This window comes from Spirosoma harenae (assembly GCF_054776975.1).
The window spans coordinates 435,040-458,203 of sequence record NZ_BAAHBD010000008.1; the positions used below are offsets into that span (position 1 = coordinate 435,040).

17 protein-coding genes are annotated in these 23,164 nt (G+C 44.5%); 2 read left to right on the forward strand and 15 right to left on the reverse strand.

Annotation, left to right across the window (positions count from 1 at the left end; translation table 11 throughout):
* Nucleotides 1-34: 34 nt before the first annotated feature.
* On the forward strand, nucleotides 35-1,042 hold the full coding sequence (locus tag ACYVE4_RS10190; RefSeq protein WP_461039573.1) for a DUF6089 family protein: 1,008 nt from the start codon (nucleotides 35-37) through the stop codon (nucleotides 1,040-1,042).
* A 17-nt stretch (nucleotides 1,043-1,059) separates the two neighbouring features.
* On the opposite strand, the gene ACYVE4_RS10195 is transcribed toward ACYVE4_RS10190, so the two are convergent.
* The 3 genes from ACYVE4_RS10195 to ACYVE4_RS10205 all read right to left on the reverse strand — a co-directional run bounded on the left by ACYVE4_RS10195 (nucleotide 1,060) and on the right by ACYVE4_RS10205 (nucleotide 10,272).
* Complete coding sequence (locus ACYVE4_RS10195; protein ID WP_461039574.1) at nucleotides 1,060-1,740, reverse strand: T9SS type A sorting domain-containing protein; 681 nt, start codon at nucleotides 1,738-1,740, stop codon at nucleotides 1,060-1,062.
* Nucleotides 1,737-8,348: an FG-GAP-like repeat-containing protein gene (locus ACYVE4_RS10200; RefSeq protein ID WP_461039575.1), complete on the reverse strand. Its 6,612-nt coding sequence runs from the start codon at nucleotides 8,346-8,348 to the stop codon at nucleotides 1,737-1,739. The genes ACYVE4_RS10195 and ACYVE4_RS10200 overlap by 4 nt, the downstream gene beginning before the upstream one ends.
* A 1,081-nt stretch (nucleotides 8,349-9,429) precedes the next feature.
* Nucleotides 9,430-10,272, reverse strand: coding sequence for an SdiA-regulated domain-containing protein (locus ACYVE4_RS10205; protein WP_461039576.1), 843 nt, complete (start codon nucleotides 10,270-10,272; stop codon nucleotides 9,430-9,432).
* Between the two features lie 161 nt (nucleotides 10,273-10,433).
* Between ACYVE4_RS10205 and ACYVE4_RS10210 the strand changes: the two genes are divergently transcribed.
* Nucleotides 10,434-11,195 (forward strand): TssN family type VI secretion system protein, encoded by a 762-nt coding sequence (locus tag ACYVE4_RS10210; RefSeq protein WP_461039578.1) that lies wholly within the window; start codon nucleotides 10,434-10,436, stop codon nucleotides 11,193-11,195.
* A 40-nt stretch (nucleotides 11,196-11,235) separates the two neighbouring features.
* Here the strand turns inward: ACYVE4_RS10210 and ACYVE4_RS10215 are convergent, their stop codons facing one another.
* The 12 genes from ACYVE4_RS10215 to ACYVE4_RS10270 all read right to left on the reverse strand — a co-directional run bounded on the left by ACYVE4_RS10215 (nucleotide 11,236) and on the right by ACYVE4_RS10270 (nucleotide 23,161).
* Entirely contained in the window at nucleotides 11,236-13,011 is a 1,776-nt protein-coding gene (locus ACYVE4_RS10215; protein ID WP_461039579.1) for a type VI secretion system Vgr family protein, read from the reverse strand.
* A gap of 3 nt (nucleotides 13,012-13,014) precedes the next feature.
* Complete coding sequence (gene tssD / locus ACYVE4_RS10220; RefSeq protein ID WP_461039581.1) at nucleotides 13,015-13,521, reverse strand: type VI secretion system tube protein TssD; 507 nt, start codon at nucleotides 13,519-13,521, stop codon at nucleotides 13,015-13,017.
* 16 nt (nucleotides 13,522-13,537) lie between these two features.
* Nucleotides 13,538-13,912: a type VI secretion system tube protein TssD gene (tssD, locus tag ACYVE4_RS10225; protein ID WP_461039582.1), complete on the reverse strand. Its 375-nt coding sequence runs from the start codon at nucleotides 13,910-13,912 to the stop codon at nucleotides 13,538-13,540.
* A gap of 63 nt (nucleotides 13,913-13,975) precedes the next feature.
* Nucleotides 13,976-14,521 carry a type VI secretion system tube protein TssD gene (gene tssD, locus ACYVE4_RS10230; protein WP_461039584.1) on the reverse strand — a complete coding sequence of 182 codons (546 nt, stop codon included), beginning with the start codon at nucleotides 14,519-14,521 and terminating at the stop codon, nucleotides 13,976-13,978.
* 17 nt (nucleotides 14,522-14,538) lie between these two features.
* Nucleotides 14,539-14,931 carry a type VI secretion system tube protein TssD gene (gene tssD / locus ACYVE4_RS10235; RefSeq protein ID WP_461039586.1) on the reverse strand — a complete coding sequence of 131 codons (393 nt, stop codon included), beginning with the start codon at nucleotides 14,929-14,931 and terminating at the stop codon, nucleotides 14,539-14,541.
* Nucleotides 14,932-14,963: 32 nt separating this feature from the next.
* Nucleotides 14,964-16,325, reverse strand: a complete 1,362-nt coding sequence (locus tag ACYVE4_RS10240; RefSeq protein ID WP_461039588.1) for a DUF5458 family protein — start codon at nucleotides 16,323-16,325, stop codon at nucleotides 14,964-14,966.
* Between the two features lie 109 nt (nucleotides 16,326-16,434).
* The gene (locus ACYVE4_RS10245) at nucleotides 16,435-16,878 is read right to left on the reverse strand and encodes a hypothetical protein (protein ID WP_461039589.1); all 444 of its coding nucleotides are present in this window, start codon (nucleotides 16,876-16,878) and stop codon (nucleotides 16,435-16,437) included.
* Between the two features lie 58 nt (nucleotides 16,879-16,936).
* Complete coding sequence (locus ACYVE4_RS10250) at nucleotides 16,937-17,239, reverse strand: PAAR domain-containing protein (RefSeq protein ID WP_461039590.1); 303 nt, start codon at nucleotides 17,237-17,239, stop codon at nucleotides 16,937-16,939.
* Nucleotides 17,240-17,242: 3 nt separating this feature from the next.
* Nucleotides 17,243-19,801: an ATP-dependent Clp protease ATP-binding subunit gene (locus ACYVE4_RS10255; RefSeq protein ID WP_461039592.1), complete on the reverse strand. Its 2,559-nt coding sequence runs from the start codon at nucleotides 19,799-19,801 to the stop codon at nucleotides 17,243-17,245.
* A 75-nt stretch (nucleotides 19,802-19,876) separates the two neighbouring features.
* Nucleotides 19,877-20,803 carry a hypothetical protein gene (locus tag ACYVE4_RS10260; protein WP_461039594.1) on the reverse strand — a complete coding sequence of 309 codons (927 nt, stop codon included), beginning with the start codon at nucleotides 20,801-20,803 and terminating at the stop codon, nucleotides 19,877-19,879.
* Nucleotides 20,804-20,968: 165 nt separating this feature from the next.
* Nucleotides 20,969-22,126: a hypothetical protein gene (locus tag ACYVE4_RS10265; RefSeq protein WP_461039596.1), complete on the reverse strand. Its 1,158-nt coding sequence runs from the start codon at nucleotides 22,124-22,126 to the stop codon at nucleotides 20,969-20,971.
* Nucleotides 22,127-22,210: 84 nt separating this feature from the next.
* Nucleotides 22,211-23,161 (reverse strand): hypothetical protein, encoded by a 951-nt coding sequence (locus tag ACYVE4_RS10270; RefSeq protein ID WP_461039598.1) that lies wholly within the window; start codon nucleotides 23,159-23,161, stop codon nucleotides 22,211-22,213.
* Nucleotides 23,162-23,164 lie beyond the last annotated feature (3 nt).

Sequence of the window (23,164 nt, forward strand, 5' to 3'; positions counted from 1 at the left end):
CGTTTCAAGGATAAAGGTATTTTTACATATGCTTTTGACTACGAATTTTCACTCACACCAAAACAGCAAACAACTGGTTTTACGGCTATTGCTAGTCTATTTGCTACTATTTCAAATCGATAAAGGTTTCGCGCAATGGCGTCAAAAAAACACTAACTTTTTACCTTACTATTCGATTGTATTCAGTGCAGGTTCTTCAACCTACTTAGGCGATTTAGCTGGTTACAGTCAACCGATCAAGTCGCTGACAACGTTACCTCGTTGGAATATTGGTTTAGGGGTCACTCGCCAGCTAACCCCCCATTTTGCGACCCGTGCCATGTTTACATGGGTTCGTATTGTAGGGGATGATTACACATATAGTAAAGATAATGCGACTCAGTTTGCAGCTCAATTTGCTCGAAATCTGCATTTTCGCAACGATGTTAAGGAGTTAGCGATTACGGGTATTTATAATTTTTTTGCAGATGGACGAAATTCACTCAATCGTGCAGAGATAACCCCTTACATATTCGGAGGACTTGCTCTGATAGCTCACAATCCTGAGGCCCTTACTCCAACCACATCTAGAAATGATAATGGTGATTTTGAAGCCCGTCACTGGGTAAAACTTCAGCCTCTGAACACTGAAGGGCAGGGGCAACCCGGTTATGAGGCACCTTATTCTCTGTTAAGCGTTGCTATTCCAATCGGGGTTGGCATGCGTTATCGCCTAAACCAGGATTTTAACTTAGGTTTTGAAATCGGGTTTCGCTATACTTTTTCGGATTATCTTGATGACGTTGCAGGTTCCTATCCTCAACCTGATGCAGTGCAAGGCTTATCTAAATTGATGGCTGATCGCCGATTTGAATATGATGCTGCTCGCGTCAATACAAACCGTTTTACAACGGCTCAACAGCTTTTTCAAGGGAATACTGAAGTATTTACCTCAGCCGTTCGTGGCAACACTGGATTTATCAAGGATGGCTACTTGCTAATTAATTTGTCAATTCACTACATCTTACCTATATCGGTCAGATGCCCACCAATCGGTAAATAATCAAAATAGTTACGACTTTATTTAACTACCACTTTTTGAGTGGTAGTTATCTGTTGCGTTTTCAGCGTGAGTAGATAAGTACCACTTGGCAGTAGATCTAAATCATTAATATAATTGACATGTGGACCACGTGATTGTTTTCCCCAATCATAAAGTCGTATTTCCTGGCCAAGTATATTCATGATTGATGCGGAAACTTCACTAGTAACGTCCAACGTAAATGATACGGTCAATTCACGATGAGTTGGGTTTGGAAACAGGTTAAGCGTTTGCTCGGAATAAGGTCCACCCGTAGCGGTAATGATACCAAACGTAACAGAATATTTGGCCGTATCACTTTTACATCCTGCTCGATTTGTTTCAACCACAAAAACATTTCCGGCATTTTTGGTATTCTTTTGCCATACAACCAGTGCTTCATTCTGGCCCTGCCCGTTGATAACTCTTCCCCCATTTACAGTCCATTGATACATGGAGCCGGAAGTATTGGCAACAGTATAAGTATATGCCCCACTTTCCTGGCTCGTACCGGCAAAAGTTATATTCTGGTTGATTCCAGAAATTGTCGAAATAGCAGGCTTATTGCCACCTTTTTTGATACTAATACGATTGCCACTTTGGTCGTATGTAATTGCTGGTTGAGCTATAACAAAACTTATTTTGATCAAGCAGAAGGTGGCGAATATGATCTTTTTCATTTTTGTTGCAAATTAGTATTCAGATTCTTTGCTGTACTGATGGCATTATTGTACGCCCAACTAACACCAACTACGCCAGCATAAGCGGCAGTATATACTAAAAGTACTTCAGTACCCGCTAGGCCTAAGACAGCAACAGTTCCAGAGACAATAACAACCTTTGCAGCCGTCTGAACCATACCAGCATAATTACTTTGATTATAATCACTATACGCTGAATACACATCTAAAGCTAGGCCCGGTCCCCCAAGAACGTCTGCAACTCCAAATACATCAGTTACTGTTCCCATAGTTTTTAGTGTTTCATCTATACTTTTGGAAAACTTCAATGACTCTTTAGTCTGCTCGCTGGTACCTGGGTCAAGCCCAGGATGACTTAACTCATTAAAAAATTGTACATAGGCTCCTGTGACAGCACCATTACCAAACTTGCCTCCGTTTATTACAGAAACAGTACCGCCTAAAGCAGCAGCAGCGGCAACCTGACCCAACTGCGAGTCAATATTGCCACTAATTGGTCCAAATGCCCCCGTCACTGCACCAGCATAAAAACTATGACTAAACTTACCGCCCTGTGCTACGCTCATACCACCCTGTACCAAACCATGTCCCGCAATTTTAACGGCATAACCAGCAGGGGTAACTGAATTTCCGGCTGTCCCTAGACTTTGAGCTGCTGACCCTACGCCATATGTTAACCCTGCGGTAGCCCCTCCAATTATTGCCCCTCGGCCCCCTTCTTCTAAAGCGTCATAAACAGTTCCACCATTCAAAAGTGTCCCGGTAAAGCTCCCGGCAAAACCACCCGCAGCCCCAGCTATAATAGCCCCGGCAAGTCCTGCACCAAGCCCGCCTGTAAAATAGGTAACAGCAACGGCTACGGCTACTGCCACCACGGTTTTCCAATTCTCTTTAATCCATTTAGTGCCTTTCTCGACTGCCCGGTCGATACCCGTCGTAACACCCGTTAGTGCAGGTGTTATCCAGTTGAGCACATCAATTATTTGCTCAACTGGATTAGGAAAGCTGATCGGTCCAATACTAAAATAACCACTCGGATCTGAATAAGTAAGCGGGTTATTCAGTACATAACTATATCGGTTGTAATTCTGGAGGTTTGATATATCCTGGATATACGGGTCAGCCGATATGAATCTTCCCAGAGTGGGGTCATAAATTCTACCATTCATGTCGACTAAGTCGAACAGGTCATAGTGCTCATGTGTGGTAAATCCGCGTTCACGGGCCGCTTCATCTACTTTAGTAGTTGCCGTTAGCTGTGACCAATCAGAATTTCTACGTTTACCCCAGGCATCATAACTTAATTCTACAACAACTTTACCCTGCTCATCTGTAATGGCGACTAGGGAGCCCAGATTATCTTTATGCCAGTATTCCGTACGAGATTGTCCTTTATCACTCTTGATAAATGTTCCAAAAACGCCGTTCCCCGCCCTCAAATAATGCACTTCCCGAGTTTCCTGTAAAGTGGTTTCTACTTCAAACGTGTTGTTAACATAAATCTTCGTACGAACTAATTTATTACGGATATACATACGCTGCATTACCCGCTGTTTGTCGACTCCGTATGAAATATCCACATAAGCAGTGTCATTGCTTATCTTAGTAACTTTGTTAAAGGAGTTATATTCAGTATTAACGGCTATAGTTGGGCTGCAGACAACGGCTGTTGCTGAGCTGGACGGCGTAATATTTATTACCTGATGGGGTCCTTTATTTGTGGTTCCGTAATCGTAAGAGCCCACATCCGACTTGAACAGGATATTCCCTAAAATATCATATGTCACCGAGACGACACTTCCGCCAATGACCTCTGACCGAGTCAGGCGATTCAAATTATCATAAGTGAACCGCTCCTGCTTATTTTTAGACAGTTCGCGTCGTTCGGTCAGATTACTAATCTGATCGTAACTATATTGCTGATTGAGTACAAATTGACTACCCTTCGACACTTCAATTTTTCGCAGTTCATTCGTGTTCTGGTCAAATTGATACTGAGTTTGTGTCCCATTTCCAAACTCCTGTAGCCCAATTTGCCCCCGGGCATTAAATGTTTTAGCTCGCCATACAATCTGGTTATCGCTGGCTCTTCTAATCAGCTCCAAAAAACCGACTAAATTGTATTCATATTTTACCTGAAAACCAGATGGGTAAGTGTATGTATTCGGTCGGCTGTTAGAATCATATGTAAACCGGCTAACATAAGTCTTGCCATCTATTGATTTGCGCTCGGCGGTTAGTCTTTGTAGGTTATCATACTCATAATCAGTATTTATGTTCCCTGCGGTGTACGATACGGAAGTAGGTTTGCCAAAAGCTACTCCTCTCGACCCTAAGTCATAACTCCATGTAGTTGTCCCCTCTTTCTCGACCTGCTTTTTTACTCGACCTAAATTATCATACTCAATCTCGGTAATATGTCCGCGCGGGTTTATCTGCCTGATTAGTTCCCCAAATCCGTTATATTCATATTGATAAGTTCCAAGGTTAGGATCAGTCGACTTAATTTTGAATCCCCTAAAATCATACTCTGCTGTTAGGTTATTGCCTTTAGGGTCAGTTGTTTTTAATAAATTATTATTGGCATCATAGTCATAGGTTAGCACGTTACCCTGCTCATCGGTGACTTTGATAACATTATCTTTACTGTTTTTAACAGCTATCTTTCGTTGATTCAGCGCGTTAATATACGTGGTTGTATTGCCATTATACTCGATCCGCTCTGACCGATTAGTTGGGCGATCTGTTTTTATAAGCCGACCAAATTCATCGTAGGTAAACCGTGTTTCCTGTGGAGTTTCACCGTCAGCAAATGGATTGTATTCTACATTTATTTCTGCTTCTTTGACTGGAGAATAGAGTCTGTATTTGTTAATAGTTTGTCCATTGAAGCCCGTAGTTTTTGAACCTATGTTTCTGTTTAGCTCATCATAATAGTCAACCACAGGCGGGCCGACTGATGATTGCTTGTAAACAACATAGGCAATAAACGGATAAGGGAATATTCGCTGACAATTGGTTTTACACTCGTACGGATTTCCAAAGATTCGTTCGTCTTGATAATAAAAATCCTGGGTTGTCCAGTTGCCATCAGGGAGGATTTCCTTTCGTTTTCGCCCAAGGGCATCATACTCAAATTTAGTTGTTAGTTTATTGGGATCGGTTGTTTCCAGAGCATTACCCGTCTTTTCATCATACTTAAAAGTTGATGAATGACCTAAGGAGTTAGTGGTTTTGATTATAAAACGACCTAAAGCATCCATCTCCGTCTTTGTCGTTCGTTCTTCCCACGCTTTACCATTCCAAGCCCGAATCGAACTTTCAACAATGTTGCCAAAAACATCATGTTTATACCGTTTCGTTTTTAATAGTTTTTCGTCCCCAGCGTCAGCGTTACTGATTTCCTTTGTTAATAGCCCAGATTCTTTGTCATATTCAAAAGTTGAAGAGTTTGTCTGAAGCGGTTTCCCTGGCATCCGTTTGTAAATGGTGGCCTTGGTAAGTCGTCCCAAAAACCAATTTTGTTCATCATTGGTATAGGTATTTGCTATTGAATCTACCATCCCGTTTCCATAGTCGGAAACCGTCGACAGAACATTACCATAGAAATCAACCGTCTGCCGAGTGTTTATTGAGTTATTAACTTTTTGCGTACTTGGCTCATATTTAACAACTTGTGTCTGCCGAGGGAACGTAAAATAGGACCGTGATACACTTCCCTGGTTTATCTCAGGTGTAAAAAAATTATTAGAGAGGAGTTTAGTATTAATTCCCGTTCCGCTGTAGACCGCAATCCTTTTGAGCGGATCATCACGATAATCCTCTGCGTAGTCAAAAAATTTAATTTCTGTCCTATTCTTACCTACATCATAGGTTGTCATCCGCTCAAAGCCTCTGAATCCCCTTCCTCTCAAGTCCATCACCGCCCCCTGATAGGTGTAAGAATATGTACGAAAGGTTAGATTAGTGAGGACTTCTAACTGGCTCACTACACTGAGGGGTATAGTCCCTTTTGTAAGCGGATATTTATACTCTGTAAGTGTCGCATTATTGAAGATATCTTTATCATAAATAGTTGTATATTTTATGTTGCACTGCTTAAATACTTCAGCAATCGAGACAACCACATTGTTGGTCTTTTGGTCACTTTTTGAAGGAATCCGATGTTTATTTTCACCTGTATCATAGTCGAAATATACCTCCGATTGCTTGCCATTCCCCAAAAAGTTTCCTCTTAAATAAACGTTTTTAGTATTGAACTTGGCAAAATCCGGCATGGGGCTTTGGAATCTAAATCCACCCAGATTTATACAGGTCAGAACTGTTTTGTCATCTGAAAAAAGTAAGTCAGGTAATCCATCTGTATTTACATCTCGCACATAGATTTTGTAAGACGAGTTAGGAAGAACAGACTCAACGGTGCGTCCATCAGATAAAATGCGTGGATTATTATTTGGTGTTGAAAATATGAAATCTCCGTTGTTTACATAAAAGCTGAACTGGCGTGCATCTTTATTAAAGCCGTAGATAAAAATATCAGGAAGCCCATCTCCATTAAAATCGGTTATCAGGATATCATCGTAGTTTTTTACTATCTTCGGAGGCTTTCCTGTTGCTACGAAAATACTTACAATTGGTACCTCAAAGGGGCTAAGCGATTTTGTATCAAATTCATTTGTGTAGACTGCCTGACTGTTGCGAATAGTTTCATAGTTTCGTTGAGGAAAGATTCGTACGTTACCATTATCTACTGGACCACTCGTTATTTTAGTCGCCTGATTATTGTTAATGGCTAATGCATCTAATAAACCATCCCCATTTAGGTCTTCAAAGTATATCCTTGAGGTATCCGTTTTTGCAATGGGTATGTTCCAACCATTTGCTTTCTGAATCAGGCCATCCGAAAAAGTTGATAGTTGAAGTGAAGAGCCACTAATTTGATTACCTCCTGATGGCACTGTCTGCCAGACTGAATTTTTAACAGATCCATCCCCCTGCTTACAGTAAAAAATTAAATCCGTTAGGCCATCATTGTTAAAATCTCTTACACTAAGTTCATAAGCTTTGGTGAAAAATTGATTTGAAGGCGGAGTTAAACCACTGAATTGTTGTTTTACAAACCTAATTTTTGCACCGTCGGAATTATTCAGATAGAAATAGTTCAATCCATCTTTAGGACGGTACCAAATTAAATCGCTTTTGCCATCAGCATTAAAATCAGTCACTACAAAATTGCTGGTTTCATCTAATGATGGTGGAGGAACATCAAAAGGGAGTTCAGAATATCGTCTGCTGATAAACCCACCAATAGGTCTCCACTCGCTTTCTTCTGCACTACCCAAATTCTGATGAAAGATGGCTGTATCAAAAGGCTTTTTTGTAGATTGATAGAAAATAGGGTATTTATGATCCGATTTTAGCACATGAATCATCATATCCTGTAACCCATCACCATCCCAATCGCCGAAATAGGCTACTCTGGGTTTACTGTCATTTCTTTTTAGTGTGTTCGAGTTCAGGAGTGCTTCTTCCCTTTCATAGTCGATATAAGGATTGTCATTTTTCCAGGTAATCTTGAGCGGATCTAGCATAGTAGCCCCAACCGATTCCTGAATCTGGGTTAGATAACTTTTTTCATAACCTGGTTTAAGCTCGTATTTAAACGAGTACTTTCGGACAATGTCTGTCTTAAATCGACATTCAACCGCTGATAATCGCTGCGAAAAAGTTGTTTGGGAACCGCTTTGAAACTTTACTGTTGCTATAGGTAGATTTTCGTATTGAAAAACTAAGGAAGCGAATGGAACTACACCTGCCTTGTCATTACCAGTATACTCTATACTTGATGGCAGTGTCTCTCCTTTAGTCTTATCTTTTTTATACTTAAATAAAATATAATTTCCCTTTGTATCACTAATCTTATTCACCAGCCATTGTACTGGGATATTTTTGCCCTGAGCTTCAATCCGTGAATCTGGAGTGTTTCCGTACTCCATTATCATTCCTGAATTAGTGTATACCGTAAAGCAGGTCGGTGAATTATTCAGAGTATCATTAATAATAATTTTAGAGAAGCTATTTTTCTCTGTATAGTAGCTTGTTTTAGGCAATCCATATTTTCCATCTGCCAATTGATTAGAAGCAGCATTAACATCTTCTGATGTCAGTACCATCAGTTGCCCATCTAAATTAAATCGATCTCGTCTGTCAAAAGTAAATTGCCGACCTAGGGATCTTCGGCTAACTGATTCATCATTTGCTCTATTGCGAGGGACGCGGCTTATAGCCGAAAGACCCTGGATTGACCAACCTATTCCCATCATACCTTCTCCAGCTTGGTGGTTATAGCCAATGCTGATGGCTGGTTGTGTACCCGAAGCCCCAGGAACTACTTGAATCGGAATAGTATATGTTAAGGCACCAGATTCCGACACTCTGAAATTTCCTTGGCTAAAACCTAATTCCTTGACCGCAAATTTTTGCTGGCCCAAACTGGAGCCTAAGCCTGGTAGCAAATAAATTATTGTGAATAGCAGGCCTAATCCGTAGATAGGTGTACGAAAAGCAGTAGATGTTACTTTTCCCATAAGAATTTGACAAAAGTGTGGATACCAACCTCAAATATACCAGTTTTGTTACTGGAGTTGAATATAGTGCCAAGCGTATTTACTATCCGCACCAAATAATTGATTATCAATTATTTACATATAATCACTAAGCAACAAAAATTATCGACCTTAAACTAGTTCTATTTAAGAAAAAGTACCCTTGGAAACGCCAAATCTTACTAATTTGTAAACACTGCGCATTAATATGTGAGATAGTCTAATAAATCCGTACACAGAACTTTTTTAACTTCGTGTACCATAAACCAATCCAAACTACCCAAACAAAAGTGCACCCCGCGCCGGCGGACCGGCCGAGTTCAAAGTCGATGTGCTACACCTAGTTGCCAATGGTTAACCGGTCATGGCCGTAGCATGTAAAATGGGCATTTTTGATAGTTCGATTCACACCTAGAGAGCGACCGAAAACAAAGAGGAGAGCAAAACGTCGCTTAATACAAGAGCAAGCTGGAGAGCCATTCAAACTAGTAAATTCGTGCCGAAGACGACCAATTATAGCCACGGTTTAACGGCTTGTCCGAACCGATTAATCGAGTTTGGTAAATCTACTGCACCTAATCAAGCTTAGGTTGGCGATATTACGTATTTGCCTTTAGCCGATGGGGACTGGGATTATTTAGCTAATTGGATGAATTTATTTTCTCGTCGAATCTACGTCGTTAACAATTTCTTATGCTCCACTAGCTTCGAAACAGTTTAACTATCCGTCCCCTTGTAGCAGTTGGAGAGTGGCAAATATATGGCGAAACCAGTGGATCCAAACAAGTCTAGTTCTAGAACCTCTCGACGGGTCAGTCGGCCAGTTTCAGGAGTAGCTATAGGTGGATAAAAAAATCAAGCTATAAGCTTTTTCGGTCACTTAAGTAAATAAAATGAGAATTACAGACGAATTTCGGAATTTTTTATATTGATTAACTTTGATCTATTCTGGCGATAAAACTTACCGTCTAAAAGCTGCATATGAATTAGTAAAATCTGAAATTTGGTGCGAAAGTACCACCTTATCCAGTATTCACCGCAAGAGCATTAAATAGTTTATCAATTACTTACCGCTGTCTTTGTACGCAAATTTCAAGATATATCCCTTTTTACCAGCTCCTTCACTGGCGATAAACAAATCGCCGTTGGGCGAAAAACAGATGCCTTCAGGTTGACGAAATAGCTTCGGATCGAGCGGTTCGGAGTATTTGATTTTCGCTTGACGGCTGGTAATAACCAATCGTTTTCCGGCTGCAGTCAATATATACCATTCACCTGTAATCGGGTGGACGGCAATGCCGGAAGGTTTGTACTTTTTGGGATCAATATTGGCGGCTTTAAGCTGGACGTCATTCAGACTCATATCCCGAAACACCGCTTTGTTGAGCAAATCGAACGAATAAACGGCTTTGTCGGCGGAACCTCCGCCATTTTTGACGGCAATGAGTAGTCGTTTTGTTTTGGGATCGTAGCCCAGTCCTTCCACTTCGGTATTTTTCGGCAAATCGGTTTTTGTCCGACCGATCTGTTTTGATTCGGGCTTAAACCGAAACAGGTTTCCATTACTTTCGAGCACATATATTTCATCGTTTATATACTCAATACCCTCAAAATCACCGTATCCGCCAAAGCCAAAATCCTTCGTCACTTTCCCTTTCTTCGTATCGAACACATACACAACCGCTTCTTCATCCTGAACACAGAGCAGCTTGTCTTCCTTAAAATAGGTCAATCCAGAAATTTCTGTCAGTTCTTTCGGTAACGTGTATTCTTTGGTAGGTTTGTCTAGTTTATAGGGCATCCTGAAGGGAGCTTCCACGATAGCAGCTTCTGGCTGATCAGTCTTTTTTGACGAAGGGCCACAACTGGTCAGTAGAGCCAATAAACTTATAAGCAGACGATTCATAGGCGAATAAAATCAGGAAAGGCAAAAATGCACTATTTCCAATCATACATTACAGTTTTATCAACCCTTCGTTGACTTTTTTGTGTGTTCTTTCCTATTTTCGGCCATATTGCAGGTATGAACCAAAACGACGCTGCTTCGATCAATAATCTTTATTTGTAATGCCCAATTTAGCTTCCGTAAAACGATTTCCCGGGATTCTTTACTGCTTAGTCATTGGCCTGTTGCTAGGAGCAATTACGTATGCTGGCACATTAGAAAGTGCTAATTTTCAGCAATATTATATTCTGGTTCAGGCACTGGCTATAGGGGTTGGCATTCTTCACGTTTGGTTAAGCCCTCGCTTTGCACCAAACTTCTTCACCACGTTTGGTCTTGGGCTAATTATTACCCTGGTGGTTATGCTGGGAGGAATGGGATTGGGATTTGTTATCTATTCAAAAACCGGTCATCTCGACAGTCGATGGCCATTCGTAACCAGCCTCATACCTTTTGTTATTCCCTTTTTAATTGTCCGGGCGTATGAGTATTATTTGGATATTCCACCAGCCGATTATAAAAAATGGTACTATCCGATAAACGGGGATATGCCTGATGTTGATCTACTTGACCTGTCGAAGATTTTGGTGATTCAATTTGAGTTTCTCAAAACACCTACTGACTCAAATTATACGAATTTCAAAGCCAAGGCACCAGTGGCCATGTCGCTGGGCGATCTGTTTCTGATCTTTATTAACGATTACAACGAACGCACTCCGGCCAGTCCTATTCAGTTTACTGATGCCGCTGGACGGCCTTTCGGATGGGTATTTGCTAAGAAAACAGCCTGGTGGCAACGCCCGGTTTATTTCGACCCGGCGCTTGATTTTAATCAGAATCGGTTAGTTGATAACGCAACGATCGTTGCGATGCGAGCGGAATAAAGCTGTTTCGAGTTTCTGATGTGTAAACTTGAAACAATCTTTAATTCAGCATTATTACTCCGCCTTTTACCTCCACCATTGCACTGCCGTTCAGGGATAGCTGCGCATTGGCTTTAATTTCAGCATTGGTATCGGCCTCGGCTTTGACTTGTGCTCCCTTAACTTCGACACTAGCCGTGCCTTCAATACTAACTTTGTTGGTCGCTTTCAGTTCGATATTGTTTTGTGCTTCGAGTTTGATATCGTTCTGCGCTTTTACTTCAATATCGTTTCCTTCTATGTGAACGGTACCTTGCGTTTCGATGGTAATTTTTCCATCGTCGGCAAAGGATAACAGAATGCGTGTGTCTGTCTTGTTGACATTAGTTAGTTCGATTTTTTCATCACCATCTTTATCATACAAGCTAATCTTGTTACCTGCTTTTGTCTGGATAATCTTCTGAATGTTATCCCGGTATGTATAGTCAACCCCGTCGTTTTTAGGATACAAACTGGTCATTACATACGGATATTCAGCCAGATTTGACTCGTAACCGATCATGACCTGCGCATCAATCTCCGGAACAAACAGCATTCCTTCACCGTCAGACGTGTACGGATGGGCCACCCGCAGCCAGTCAGATTCCTTGCTATCGCCGGGCCACATAAACTCAACTTTGACCCGACCCAATTTATCAGGATCTTCATTATCGACCACTTTAGCCAGTTCAGGCTGGCCAATGGGAAGTTTAAAGGACGGATTTGGTGGAGGATACGCTACTGAATCAGGTACGGCCCGGAACGTATTCGAATAATTCCCGCTGCCATCCAGCGAATGCGATACGTGGGTGACTCGATAGCTGCCGAAATTTTCTTCCGATGTTCCTCGCTCCGTAATACGGGTTCCTTTTACCGAAATTACTGTTCCGACCGACATGTCTGGATTTTCACCAAAGCCCTGAAAATCAACCAAACGGCTGGCTTCCATGGCTTTCTGGGTTTTGGTCACATCATCCAACTCTTTTTGCCCGTACACCTGTTTCGGTAGCGGTCCCTGCGATTCTTCGCTAAATAATTTTTCTGATTCGTCCAGCGTAAAATCGCCCCATTGACCCAGGCCATCTACATCCTGATCTTTCGAGTGACTTTCGTACGTTTCATCGGCCAGATAATCGTATCGGTTGAAGAGAAATTTGGCCGGCTTTACCCGCAAACTCATGGCAAACGTCTGCATGCCATCCACTAAGAAATCTACTTTGTGATCGTCTGGTTTGCCAAACACCAGCTGCTGTCCGTCATAAAAACACCATTCGCCGTATTCAGCCGCCAGTCGCGCCAGAAACTCAAATGCGGTTTCGTCGTATTGCACAACATACTTCAGGGAGTCGGTATGCTTGGGGTTGATTGACCGCTTGAGCAGATTGCTGGGATACGGACTCAGTACTTTGTCGACAATATCGCTAATCGCGCATTGCAGAAACGACCGACGTTGCCGACTATCTTCCAGCAAAATTGTCAAACCATACCCCTTCAGGATGAATGAGTTAGATAGGTCGCTGGTGTTTTTCAGCGCTAATTCAGTAATGATGCCTTTGAACTTGAAATCAAAAGAGCCTTTTTCGAGCAATGGCTCAAATGAAAACTGAATGGTTTTGCCAATGACGTTCCGGTGCGACTCGTGAAAGAATAACTCGTTGCGGTCTTCCAGCTCTTCAAACGGCACGGCAAGCTCAAACTGGTGGTGGCTGAATAAATCCTGCCCGATCGTGAGCGACAAAACCTGTTTCAGCTCCTTACCGCCTTCCAGTTCTGCATGAATGATGACCTGTTTGGCCATTCGTTAGGTGTTTTGATGATCAATACCGTCCAATTTAATTTTTTCAGCCGATAATCGGATCATTGTACAGTAACTACTTCCTGTTCGTTCAATAAATCGAACCAGTCGCTTACGATTGGTGATTAACCGTAGCTTAAAATCATCGTCATGCGGTCCCGCATCCGTATTTACAATATCTTCAACATCTTCTGAAATACTGGATGGGCTAACTGTATTTGCCGACATAAATTCGCTATACATAGTTGCATAAGCCCCTTCAAATTCCAGCTTTTGCAGCGTCGATTGCTGATCGGTTCGGTTGAAGGTAATATCGCCATTCTTTTTTGTAGTGGCACCCGTTGCCCAGTCGCCCAGCAGGTCCTCATCACTACCATCCAGAATCAGTAAGATTGTTCCTCCACGCACCCCTGATGTTGGGCGACCCCGGTCATATTTTTGAGAAAGCGTATGCAGACACTGCAATACATTGAATGTTTTTCCTTCAACGGTTAAGGTCGCTTGAAATGACATATCGTTTAGCGTAAAATCAGGTAACGCGCAATGTTGCCTTGTTAATAACCAGTTCTCCGCCCGTTATCATAATTCGGGAATTCATGTAACTCATATCCGCCATAAAATTATCGGAGTAGGAGACACAAACGGATTGCTTGAATTCAATTTCTTTGAACGTAGCGGCTTCGTCGATTCGGCTCAGGATAATCTTGCCATCTTTCTGCATATGTGGGTCAATCATCCAGTTTTTAATGGCCTTATCATCCATCACGTCCAGGCTAACAATCAACGCCCACGAGGGACGGGATGCAGGTTTTCCCCGTTGGTCTTCCTTTCGACCAATTTCCAACATCATCCAATTGATGTTATAGGCGTTTCCATCAATATTCAGCGTTGCTTCAAAAGCCATAATATGCTCATCGCTAGGAGTTGTGTCTGGAATCTTCTTGTTTTCCAGACACAACCTGGTTAGTTACTTCTTACCCCACTGGTTATCGTGTTCGACATCCCGAACCCGAATTTTTTCACACGATAACGAAAAATAGGTAACGTAAGCATTACCCGTACGACGCTGAAAGGCACGAGCTGAATCATACGCACTAAGTAAAGGACGAAAGTTTTCATCCTTACCCCGAATTATATTCGCTACTCTATGTGCTATATTACCATTATCGTCTTCTTCAACAGATATCAGATTGAACTCATTTCGGACACCCATGCTATCATCAATAAAACTCTCGTTCACATCGGTGATGAAAGCACTCTCAAATGAATACTCAACCAGTGTACTTCCGGCATCGTCGATGGTCTTGATTTTGCCACTCTCGGTTCGTGTGGCCTCACAAAGCCATTCAAAGAAGGTATCGTCGCCACCTTCTACTATTAAAAAAATATCACCCGTGAATACGCCGGAAGCAGGCCGTCCCCGGTTATCCATCGCCTGGTGAAGCGTAAGGGAGAATTCATAAACTGGCAATTCTTCCAGACCGGCAACGGTTAAGTTTGCTTTATAAGCCATAGTTGTATGATGTTAGATTAGCTCCAGAGATGCTCTAAGGTAGCATTGCCATTGCTTATTTGATCGCCCGAAATGGTCAGTGTGGTCATGAGAATTGAGGAGTCAGCAACAAAGCCTTCTGTCATACCATAGCAGTGCGCGTCTTTAAGATCCCACTGTTTCAATACCGACCCTTCTTCATCGATCTTATAGTATTTGATCGAGACATTTTTTGTCATAGTTGGGCTAACCATCCACTCGGTAAACGTTCCATCCACATCCGTATCAATAGCTACGGCAATGACCCATCGAGCAGCAGAAGATGGCCGCCCTTTTGTGTCCCGCTTACGGTGACAAGTCACAAAAACTTTTCTCAACTCTATTGGGTCGCTAAGGCCGTCAATTTCTAATTTGGCATTAAATGAAGCCATATTAATCCGTGTTAAAAGGGTGAATAAAAGACTTATTGTTGATCATAATCTGCTTTCCACTGGGCCGAATCGGGATCATCGCCTTTCTGGCCGTCCAATTTGAGCAGGAAGGTTTTGGCAGGGAAATACGGCACCATATGGATATCCAGCAAAATCCGGTCTTTCTGCTTTGGATCTTGTTCGAATCGGATGACTTTAAACTTCTCGATCAGCTTACCGGGCCCGGTTATACTGTCCAGAAATTTTACAATCTGCTTTTGAATCTCCGTTCGGGTGTTAAAATTGAAATTTTCGAATGCCCGGCGATTCAGGAAGTCGATCAGAACTTTGGTGATGTAATCGAATACGCGAACTACCGAATAAGTCTGCAGGCCGAGATTATCGCCATTGAAGAGCGTTTTGGCCGAAAACGGCATTACTTTACCGTATTCATTCACCATTGGGATCAGCCCCATTTTTTCCAGCGTTGATATCTCACTTTTCTTCAGCGGAAAGCGCACACCATCAGCGGCACTGAGTGCCCCATGCTTACGCCCAGCCGATACCTGCGACATTACGGTAGCGTGTAATTTACCCGCTAAGGCACCTGCTCCTGGTACGTATAAGTCCTCTTCTTCGCCAACGTCCTGATGCCGCCCTCGTCCCGCCAGCCAGTTACAGGTCATCATGACATTCGACAGATACGCATCACCTCCCGTCAGATCAGCCGCTTCGAACAGATCAACCACATCTTCAGCCGCATCCAGATGTTGAAAATCCGTCACCATCATCACCTTATTTTTATGGGCAATCTGCGCCCACGTATCGATCACTTTCTTTGCGCCCAGGTAGCCGGGTAATACGAGCAACGCATAACTATCGCGAAGGTCAAGACGATCAAAGTTCCGGGCGAACTCTTCCGATACTGCGTCAATAAATGTCGTGTTGTCGAGATCCGTGAGTTGCTCAGGCTCGGCGTTCATGATATTGACATTTTTGACTTTATCCTGATCGGTATTGGCATAGAAACTAGCCACCGAACGATAGGATTGTTCTAATCCACGGCTGGCTTCGAAAGCCCGACGCAGGTTCTCGCTAAGAAGCGTTTGGGCACCTTCCGCTTTGGTTTGCGCCGTTTCGGCTAGTTCAGCTACCGTGTCGGCACTGGTCAACAGATCAAGCATAAGTTGCAGGCGCTTACTCAATTGAGCACGCTCCTGTTCTTTTGCCTGCTCTGTCAGAAAGATTTTCTTGCGGGCTTTCTTCTCTGGATTCAGGTTCTGAACGCCTTCCAGAGTAGTTTCCAGAATGGCGAACCCGCCATATTTAGCTAATTTGGCCGAGCTGGCCTCAAGCGAGGGTATATCTTCAGCGAGTTTTTCGCCTGTTTTTAATGGTTTGTCCTGTGCTTCCATATAAGTTTTTTGAGTTTCAGGTTCGTAGTTTGAGGTTGATTAACTACTGCCCACTGATGCGGGCACCAGCTAACACTAAACGTTGAACTACAAACTGTAAACGGATTGATTAAGCTTGTTCCAACTCGCGAATCATGGCCTGTATAGCAGCAATGTAAGCGGCCTTACCATCTGGATTTTCGAGCATCGTTTTTAGGATTTTATTTGATTTCAACTGCTTGACATAGCGTTGAAAATCCTCGAAGGTCATGCTCAGTTCCTGCAGATATTCGCTCTGGGCAATAATCCCTTTACGCCCAAAATCTGCCAGAGAATTAAACTGGAGTGTTTCGCTGGTACCCCCTCCGTCCTCGGTTTCGAACTCGACTTCTACTTCCGGTTTGAAGTAGGCGAATACCTCTCCGACTGTTTTAAGTCCTTCAACCACTTGCGGACTGACAGGGGGATCAGAGGTTAGTTTCTCAATGAGGAGGGTTTTGTTCTGGGGGATATCAACGATACTTTCGCTGACGTTGAGCTTTCGCTCCTGCCCACCGATTCCGTAGTCAAACATGGTCTATATAATCAGCTAAACGGTTAGAAATCAATAACTTTTCAATATCACTTATCTATTATCCTCCGATCAACACAGTCGGATAGCCAGCTACAATGCTGCCTCCGTGAGCCGTTGTATCGCCCATTCGGGCGGCTGGTTTTCCGCCGATCATCACTGTAGCGGAACCCTTCACAATGACATCAGGCGGTCCTACGCAGGTACACATATCCCCTACTACCGAAGCGGGTTGTCCACCGATCAGTACGGTCGGCATTCCAGGTCCCATAATAGGGCCTCCAACGTGGGGAATCGGTACTACAGCCGGGGTTTGCATCGGGCAAACGTGCATATCAGTTAATCGGGCGGCAGGTTGTCCCATGATTTAAGCGGTTTGCGCTGAGATATCAGCAGGTTGTTTAATAGTTGGAATAACGGTTGCGGATTCATGTGTAATAGTCCACTGAAGTTCTTCGTCCTTCACGTCGACATGGATGACCGAACCCTTCGATACTTCGCCAGCAATAATCATCCGGGAAATAGGTCGCCGAAGCTGGTTCCGAATTACCCCTTTGAGTTGACGCGCTCCGTATTGTGGGGTAAATCCTGAGAGTGCCAGATGCCGACGTGCTTCGGGGGTTAGATCAAGTGAAATGCCCTGCTTAGTCAGTTGATCGGTGAGGCTACACAAATGCAGCGTAAAAATGCGAATGGCATTCTCCTCTGAAATCGGGGCAAACGGCACAATTTCGGTCAAACGAGCCAGGAATTCCGGCCGGAAATGGCGACTCATCGTTTCCATCAACTCCGAATTCGCCGGAATCTGCCCCTCGCCAAATCGCTGGATAACTAGCTGACTACCAATATTGGACGTAAACAGGACTACCGCATCGGAGAAGTCGCCTTCTTTTCCTAATCGGTCATGCAAACGACCTTCGTCCAGAATTTGCAGGAAGATATCGAACACCGACGGGTGCGCTTTTTCGATCTCATCGAACAATACGACCGAATATGGTTTCTCGCGGATTTTATTCACCAGCAGCCCACCTTCTTCATACCCCACATAGCCCGGAGGAGCGCCATAAAGTAATGCGGCCGAATGCTCTTCCTTAAACTCCGACATATCGAAGCGAATCAGGAATGACTCATCGTTGAACAGGAAATCGGCCAGTGATTTAGCTAACTCGGTTTTACCCGTTCCGGTTGGTCCCAGCAAAAAGAACGACCCAATCGGCTGCCCTGCTTTTGTAAGACCAGAACGCGATTCCAGAATGGCATCGGCAACCGCTTTAACAGCATGATCCTGACCAATAACTCTCTGCTTGAGGATCTCATCCATTTCCAGGAGCTTATCACGCTCTTTGCTTTGGATTTTACCCAGCGGAATACCTGTTTTATGCGAAATGACAGCCGCCACATCATGTCGATCAACCGTCGTTTTTTGTGCATCTGTCAGAGCAGAAAGTCGGGTCAGCTTTTGTTGAATATGCTCCGCTAATGACGTAGCTGATTCGAACGGATCGTCTGTCGCTTCTTCCTCGCCTTCGCTCTCAGCAGCCAGATTAGCCAGCAAAATCGGACTGACTTTCGCTTCCAGTTCCTGATGCAGGTAACGTAGGTTACTCAATGAGCCGCTTCCATCGAACGAATTAGTTAACTGATTAAGCTGTTCGGTCAGTTGAGCGATTTCGGCAGGAGTGCGTTCGCTAATCATCCGAACCGCCGATAATGTTCGGTCGAGGAGATCAACGGCAGCATCGGGCAGACGACGATTCCGGCTATATCGCTTGGCAAGTACGACAGCTTCAGAAACCGCATCAGGACCGACCGTAAGCTGATGGTGATTTTCATAAAATGGCACTAGTCGCTGAACCATGCGAATCGCCATATCGACAGACGGTTCTTCGACCCGTAATACATCGAACCGGCGGCTAAAGGCTTCGTCCGTTTCAATGTATTTCCGATATTCATCAAGCGTGGTGGCTCCAATAACGGTCAGATTTCCTTTCGCCAGTTCGGGTTTTAGTAGGTTTGCGACACCCGTTCCCAGTGGTCCCCGACTATCCAGCAATTGATGAATTTCGTCGATGAACAGAATGATTTTCGTATCCTGTTTTAGCTCTTTTAGAATGCTCTTTAGCCGATCTTCAACTTCCCCTTTATACGAAGCTCCAGCTACCAGCGCCCCTAAATCAAGTTCAAGCAAACGAGCATTTTTCAGATGACCCGGTACATCACCAGCGACAATATTGAGAGCAAAACCATCCGCCAGAGCGGTTTTACCAACGCCCGGCTCCCCTACCAGAATCACATTGGGCTTGGTCCGTCGGCCCAGAGTTTCGGTCATCATTCTGACTTCCCGATCACGACCCAGAATCGGATCGAGTCGTCCTTCGGTAGCCATCGCCGTTTTATCGACACAGTAGCGTAATAAGGCTTGCTCCGATGAGCTCTTGGCAGCACCTGTTGCTCGCGGACTGGCCTCCGAACCAGTAGCAGGAGAAACTGCCGACTGCACATCAGCATCCGCCAGAGCCGCCTGCATCAATTCAGCCTGGGTCAACGGAAAACTCTTCAGTTGCTCTGACGTAAAGGCTAAACCGGGTTTCAACAAAGCCGCCAGCACACACACGGGGTCAGTCTGTGATTTCCCCAATTGCATAGCTACCAACTCGGCCAGTTCCATGGCTGATTTTACCTGCTCATCACCCGGCGGATTGGTCGACAGTCGATTTGTTTTGGGAGCAGCTTCGATTCTTACTTCGGCCCACTCACGCAGGTAAGGGACATCTTGCCCCAGTACACCCAGCCACGAAGCCAGGCCAACCTCATTGTGAAGCAAGCCCATGAGAAGATGCGCCGGAGCGAACATCTCATTCTGATATTCCTTCGAAAGGGCCTGAGCAATTTGTATAGCCCGTTTTACTTCTTCGGTGTATGCCATCAGAATTGGAGGTTAAGAATATGGGAATAGTGTCGTCAGATTCGGCCAATAGGGCAAATTTTGACCATCTGTTACTCAGTCAGAACCTAATCGGCGCAACTTGGCATTGATCGCAGTAATACGCTGCTGAGCGTCGGGGCGGGTGTTTTTTTCCAGTGTTTCAACCGCAAATTCATACAGCGGCCGGCGCCAGAGTGGTGGACGGTTTGTCGCATCAGCTTTTTTCTCACATCGATCCACGATGTCCATTTCCACATCTGCTCGTGATACACCCGCAACTGTTGGTGCCGATACGGTAGGAGCCGGAGTGCTACCTGCTGCCTTCAACTGTGCTGTCAGGTCAGCAATCCGTCTTTGAGCATCCACCATTTTAGCCGTACACTCCTGAAATTGTGACAAATAATTCGGGCCACTACCGCCACCCGATGGAGCAGGAGCCGCGGCCGGAGCGGCCGTTTTAGCTGCCAATAACTTCAACATTTCATTCTCCTGACGAGCCTGTGTTAGAGCCGCTGTCAACTTATCAATCTGACTGGCATCGATCCCTTTTTTATCCAGTAAATCCCGTAGATAAGAAATGCTATTCCGATACGTCAACACGGCGTCATAGGCTTTGATGACTCCGTTCGAGAGTTGCTTGTTGACGGGTTGTAATTGAACCGTATCGGCTTTCAGGCTATTTACCTGCTGCTGAATTCCACTTTCCAGGCCCGACAATTGCGTTTTTAGGCTTCCTTTCTCGATATCGGTCGCTTTCAGGTATGCCTGGTCAGTGGTTTGGAGGTTTTTCAAATTAGCCGTAACGCCCTCCATCGGCTTCATGAGCTTCTGAGTCTGTTCGTTCAGCGTTTCAGTGAGACGGGCATTTTCCTGTTTTAATACATAATTGGGAGCACTAAATAGCAGGTAAATAGCTAAAAGTGGAACACTGAGCGACAAACAGTACACCCCCAGAAATCGACTAAAAGCTTGTTGACGTTCAGGTTTATTGAGTGGTTCCATGGATTCGAGAAAGAAGTTTTTGTCTGGTTGAGGTTTGATGTTTCATGGTAGCCACTAACGTAATTGGCTGACACATCTGCAATAGGCTATTACCAACCTGAAACCTAGAACTATCAATGTTAAGTTATTTTCAGACAGATACTTAGAACGACTTATTTAGCGGTTCTACCCTAGTGGGCTCCAGCGCGAACGTGGCTTTTCGGGTGGCGTTTCCTTCACTTCGTGTTCGATAATGAACACGTTTTGCCCCTTGCGTTTGCCAATAAAATCCAACTGCGCCAGCTTATAGAATACGTTCGATATGGTCCGGTAAAACGTGTCCAGCTCGGTTAGTAAGGTTGTTAGTTCGGTGTGCTCGTACGGCAATTGCAGAATGGCATTGAGTTGGGCTTCCAGCGCACCGGGCGTCAGATCAGCCCACTCGCTGATATAGCCAATAAATTCTTCCCGTTCGCGCCCACTGAGCATTGTCATCACGACCCGAACTGCCTGAATTGGTCGCAGAAGGGTCTCAGCCATATATACAGGTGGCTCGTAGGGCACAATCCAACTGTATCGCGTACTGATGTCGCCAAGTGTAAATGCGATACGTTCAGCCATCATCAACGTGCTGGTTTGCAGCGCATTTTTGGAATCCCGCTCTTTCGTTCGCTGGAGGATTTTATACGCATTGGATTCCAGCGATTCGAGGTGTTTACCAAATTGCTGATGCCATTGCTGGAGCCGGGGCAAACTGTAGACCGACGTACAGGCGGGTACGTAATCCGTATCCTGTTGCATTTCCCCGTTCCCGTAGCGGACCCGCCCAATAATGATCTGATAGTTTAGTTCACTGGGCCGAACCTGAGCCGATGGCACTACGTCGAGCCGATACTCAGGTCGAGTGTGCGGATGACGCGCAGGGGTTTCGGTCAGAATGGGTTCGCCCGTTGGCACCCGCTTGAACGGATCGACCGTCAGTAAGACATCAAATGTTTGTGGTTTCCCAGTTTGCAGGCCGTAGGTGGCCGCCAGCGTTGAGAACGAGGTAGAACACGTTAATGAATCCGCCGGATTATGGTAGTCAATCCGTCCTCCATGCGGACTAACGGCCCGACAGGTGCGCAATTGAACCTTGATGTTCTGATTATAATCGCATTGAATCTGTACATCAAGTGAATTATTTGCCGGTAAGATGCCATAGCGAAACCGCGATAAACCCATTGCATGGCTATCACGCAGCTGGTCATGCATAAAATTCTCCCACTCGGTAAAATGGCGCCGGGCAATCTTCATACCGTCGACCCAGTTCACAGGGGAGTAAGTAAGTTCTGGTATAGTCATAATAGAGAGGGTTAAGTTGAGTAATGAGCGATAAGAGATGAACGATGAGTATTTCTTCTAGTTTACCTTCTCATCGTTTGTCACTTATCGCTCATCACTCATCAAATATGTTGTAAAGTCTAATCGTCCAAAAACTTCATCTTCGGCTAGTACAAACGCATTTTTCAGGGCGGATGTATCTAACTCGATACCGACGGCTGCATCCAATGGGACCAGATAACCAGCCAGCCACTCAAGCAGTTGACGGCCTTTATTTCCGGGCAGATAATGAGCCACTCGTTCAGTCCGATCAATGTGTACAGTGATACGTAACAGTGGATCTTCATCACGTACCCAGCCATCAAACACAGAACTTTCGCCTAGCTCCCACTCGCCAAGCGGAGAGGTATCGGCGTCAATCAAGGTCATACCAGGAGGCTCAAGCGCTAAACTCACCCGTTCTTCTACCAATTGCTCGAAACAGGCGGTCATAGTGGCCAAATCACCCACCATATCATGGATCACCGGCAATAGATATAGCAATCGCTTTATCTGTGCGGGTGTCAAAAAATCAGGTAGATTCCAGAACCAGCCTAGCACATCGTTTGATTGAGGCAAATCAGCTCCAATCGGATAATTACGCTGCTCCTGTTCAATTCGAATCCGTTGCCGAAAAAACTCCTGTTCAATTGGCAGAAAAAACTTCCGGGCCGTCTGCTCTCGCTGACGCTGGATGCTCATTTCGTGCAGGATCGCTTCCTTCGTTGTCGGTACCTCGTTGGTGGTAGGCTGATGAAATACCCCTTCCGGTAGCAGATCATACAAGCCACTGCGGTTCAGATCGACCTGTAACCACTTCTTCGAAATATGCTGTGCCTCAACCCATTCCACCCGATTAATGTCGCGACCAAACCCTCGTTTCGTCAGCCCAACTGGATTCATGACCAACTCGTCAAGCGGAATACCCGCTTCAAGCATATCCGCCAACACTACTTCGGCTTTAAGGTCGATAGGCAGTTGACTGATTCGTTCAGCGTACGTGGATAGCGGCTCCATGGG

What these genes read in the sequence shown, in the direction of transcription:
- ACYVE4_RS10200 (WP_461039575.1), bottom strand. Translation starts at nt 8,348, where the DNA reads ATGGGAAAAGTAACATCTACTGCTTTTCGTACACCTATCTACGGATTA.
- tssD (WP_461039586.1), bottom strand. Translation starts at nt 14,931, where the DNA reads ATGGCTTCATTTAATGCCAAATTAGAAATTGACGGCCTTAGCGACCCA.
- ACYVE4_RS10250 (WP_461039590.1), bottom strand. Translation starts at nt 17,239, where the DNA reads ATGGGACAACCTGCCGCCCGATTAACTGATATGCACGTTTGCCCGATG.
- tssD (WP_461039582.1), bottom strand. Translation starts at nt 13,912, where the DNA reads ATGGCTTTTGAAGCAACGCTGAATATTGATGGAAACGCCTATAACATC.
- ACYVE4_RS10270 (WP_461039598.1), bottom strand. Translation starts at nt 23,161, where the DNA reads ATGGAGCCGCTATCCACGTACGCTGAACGAATCAGTCAACTGCCTATC.
- ACYVE4_RS10265 (WP_461039596.1), bottom strand. Translation starts at nt 22,126, where the DNA reads ATGACTATACCAGAACTTACTTACTCCCCTGTGAACTGGGTCGACGGT.
- ACYVE4_RS10205 (WP_461039576.1), bottom strand. Translation starts at nt 10,272, where the DNA reads ATGAATCGTCTGCTTATAAGTTTATTGGCTCTACTGACCAGTTGTGGC.
- ACYVE4_RS10245 (WP_461039589.1), bottom strand. Translation starts at nt 16,878, where the DNA reads ATGTTTGACTACGGAATCGGTGGGCAGGAGCGAAAGCTCAACGTCAGC.
- ACYVE4_RS10210 (WP_461039578.1), top strand. Translation starts at nt 10,434, where the DNA reads ATGCCCAATTTAGCTTCCGTAAAACGATTTCCCGGGATTCTTTACTGC.
- ACYVE4_RS10215 (WP_461039579.1), bottom strand. Translation starts at nt 13,011, where the DNA reads ATGGCCAAACAGGTCATCATTCATGCAGAACTGGAAGGCGGTAAGGAG.
- tssD (WP_461039584.1), bottom strand. Translation starts at nt 14,521, where the DNA reads ATGGCTTATAAAGCAAACTTAACCGTTGCCGGTCTGGAAGAATTGCCA.
- ACYVE4_RS10195 (WP_461039574.1), bottom strand. Translation starts at nt 1,740, where the DNA reads ATGAAAAAGATCATATTCGCCACCTTCTGCTTGATCAAAATAAGTTTT.
- tssD (WP_461039581.1), bottom strand. Translation starts at nt 13,521, where the DNA reads ATGTCATTTCAAGCGACCTTAACCGTTGAAGGAAAAACATTCAATGTA.
- ACYVE4_RS10255 (WP_461039592.1), bottom strand. Translation starts at nt 19,801, where the DNA reads ATGGCATACACCGAAGAAGTAAAACGGGCTATACAAATTGCTCAGGCC.
- ACYVE4_RS10260 (WP_461039594.1), bottom strand. Translation starts at nt 20,803, where the DNA reads ATGGAACCACTCAATAAACCTGAACGTCAACAAGCTTTTAGTCGATTT.
- ACYVE4_RS10240 (WP_461039588.1), bottom strand. Translation starts at nt 16,325, where the DNA reads ATGGAAGCACAGGACAAACCATTAAAAACAGGCGAAAAACTCGCTGAA.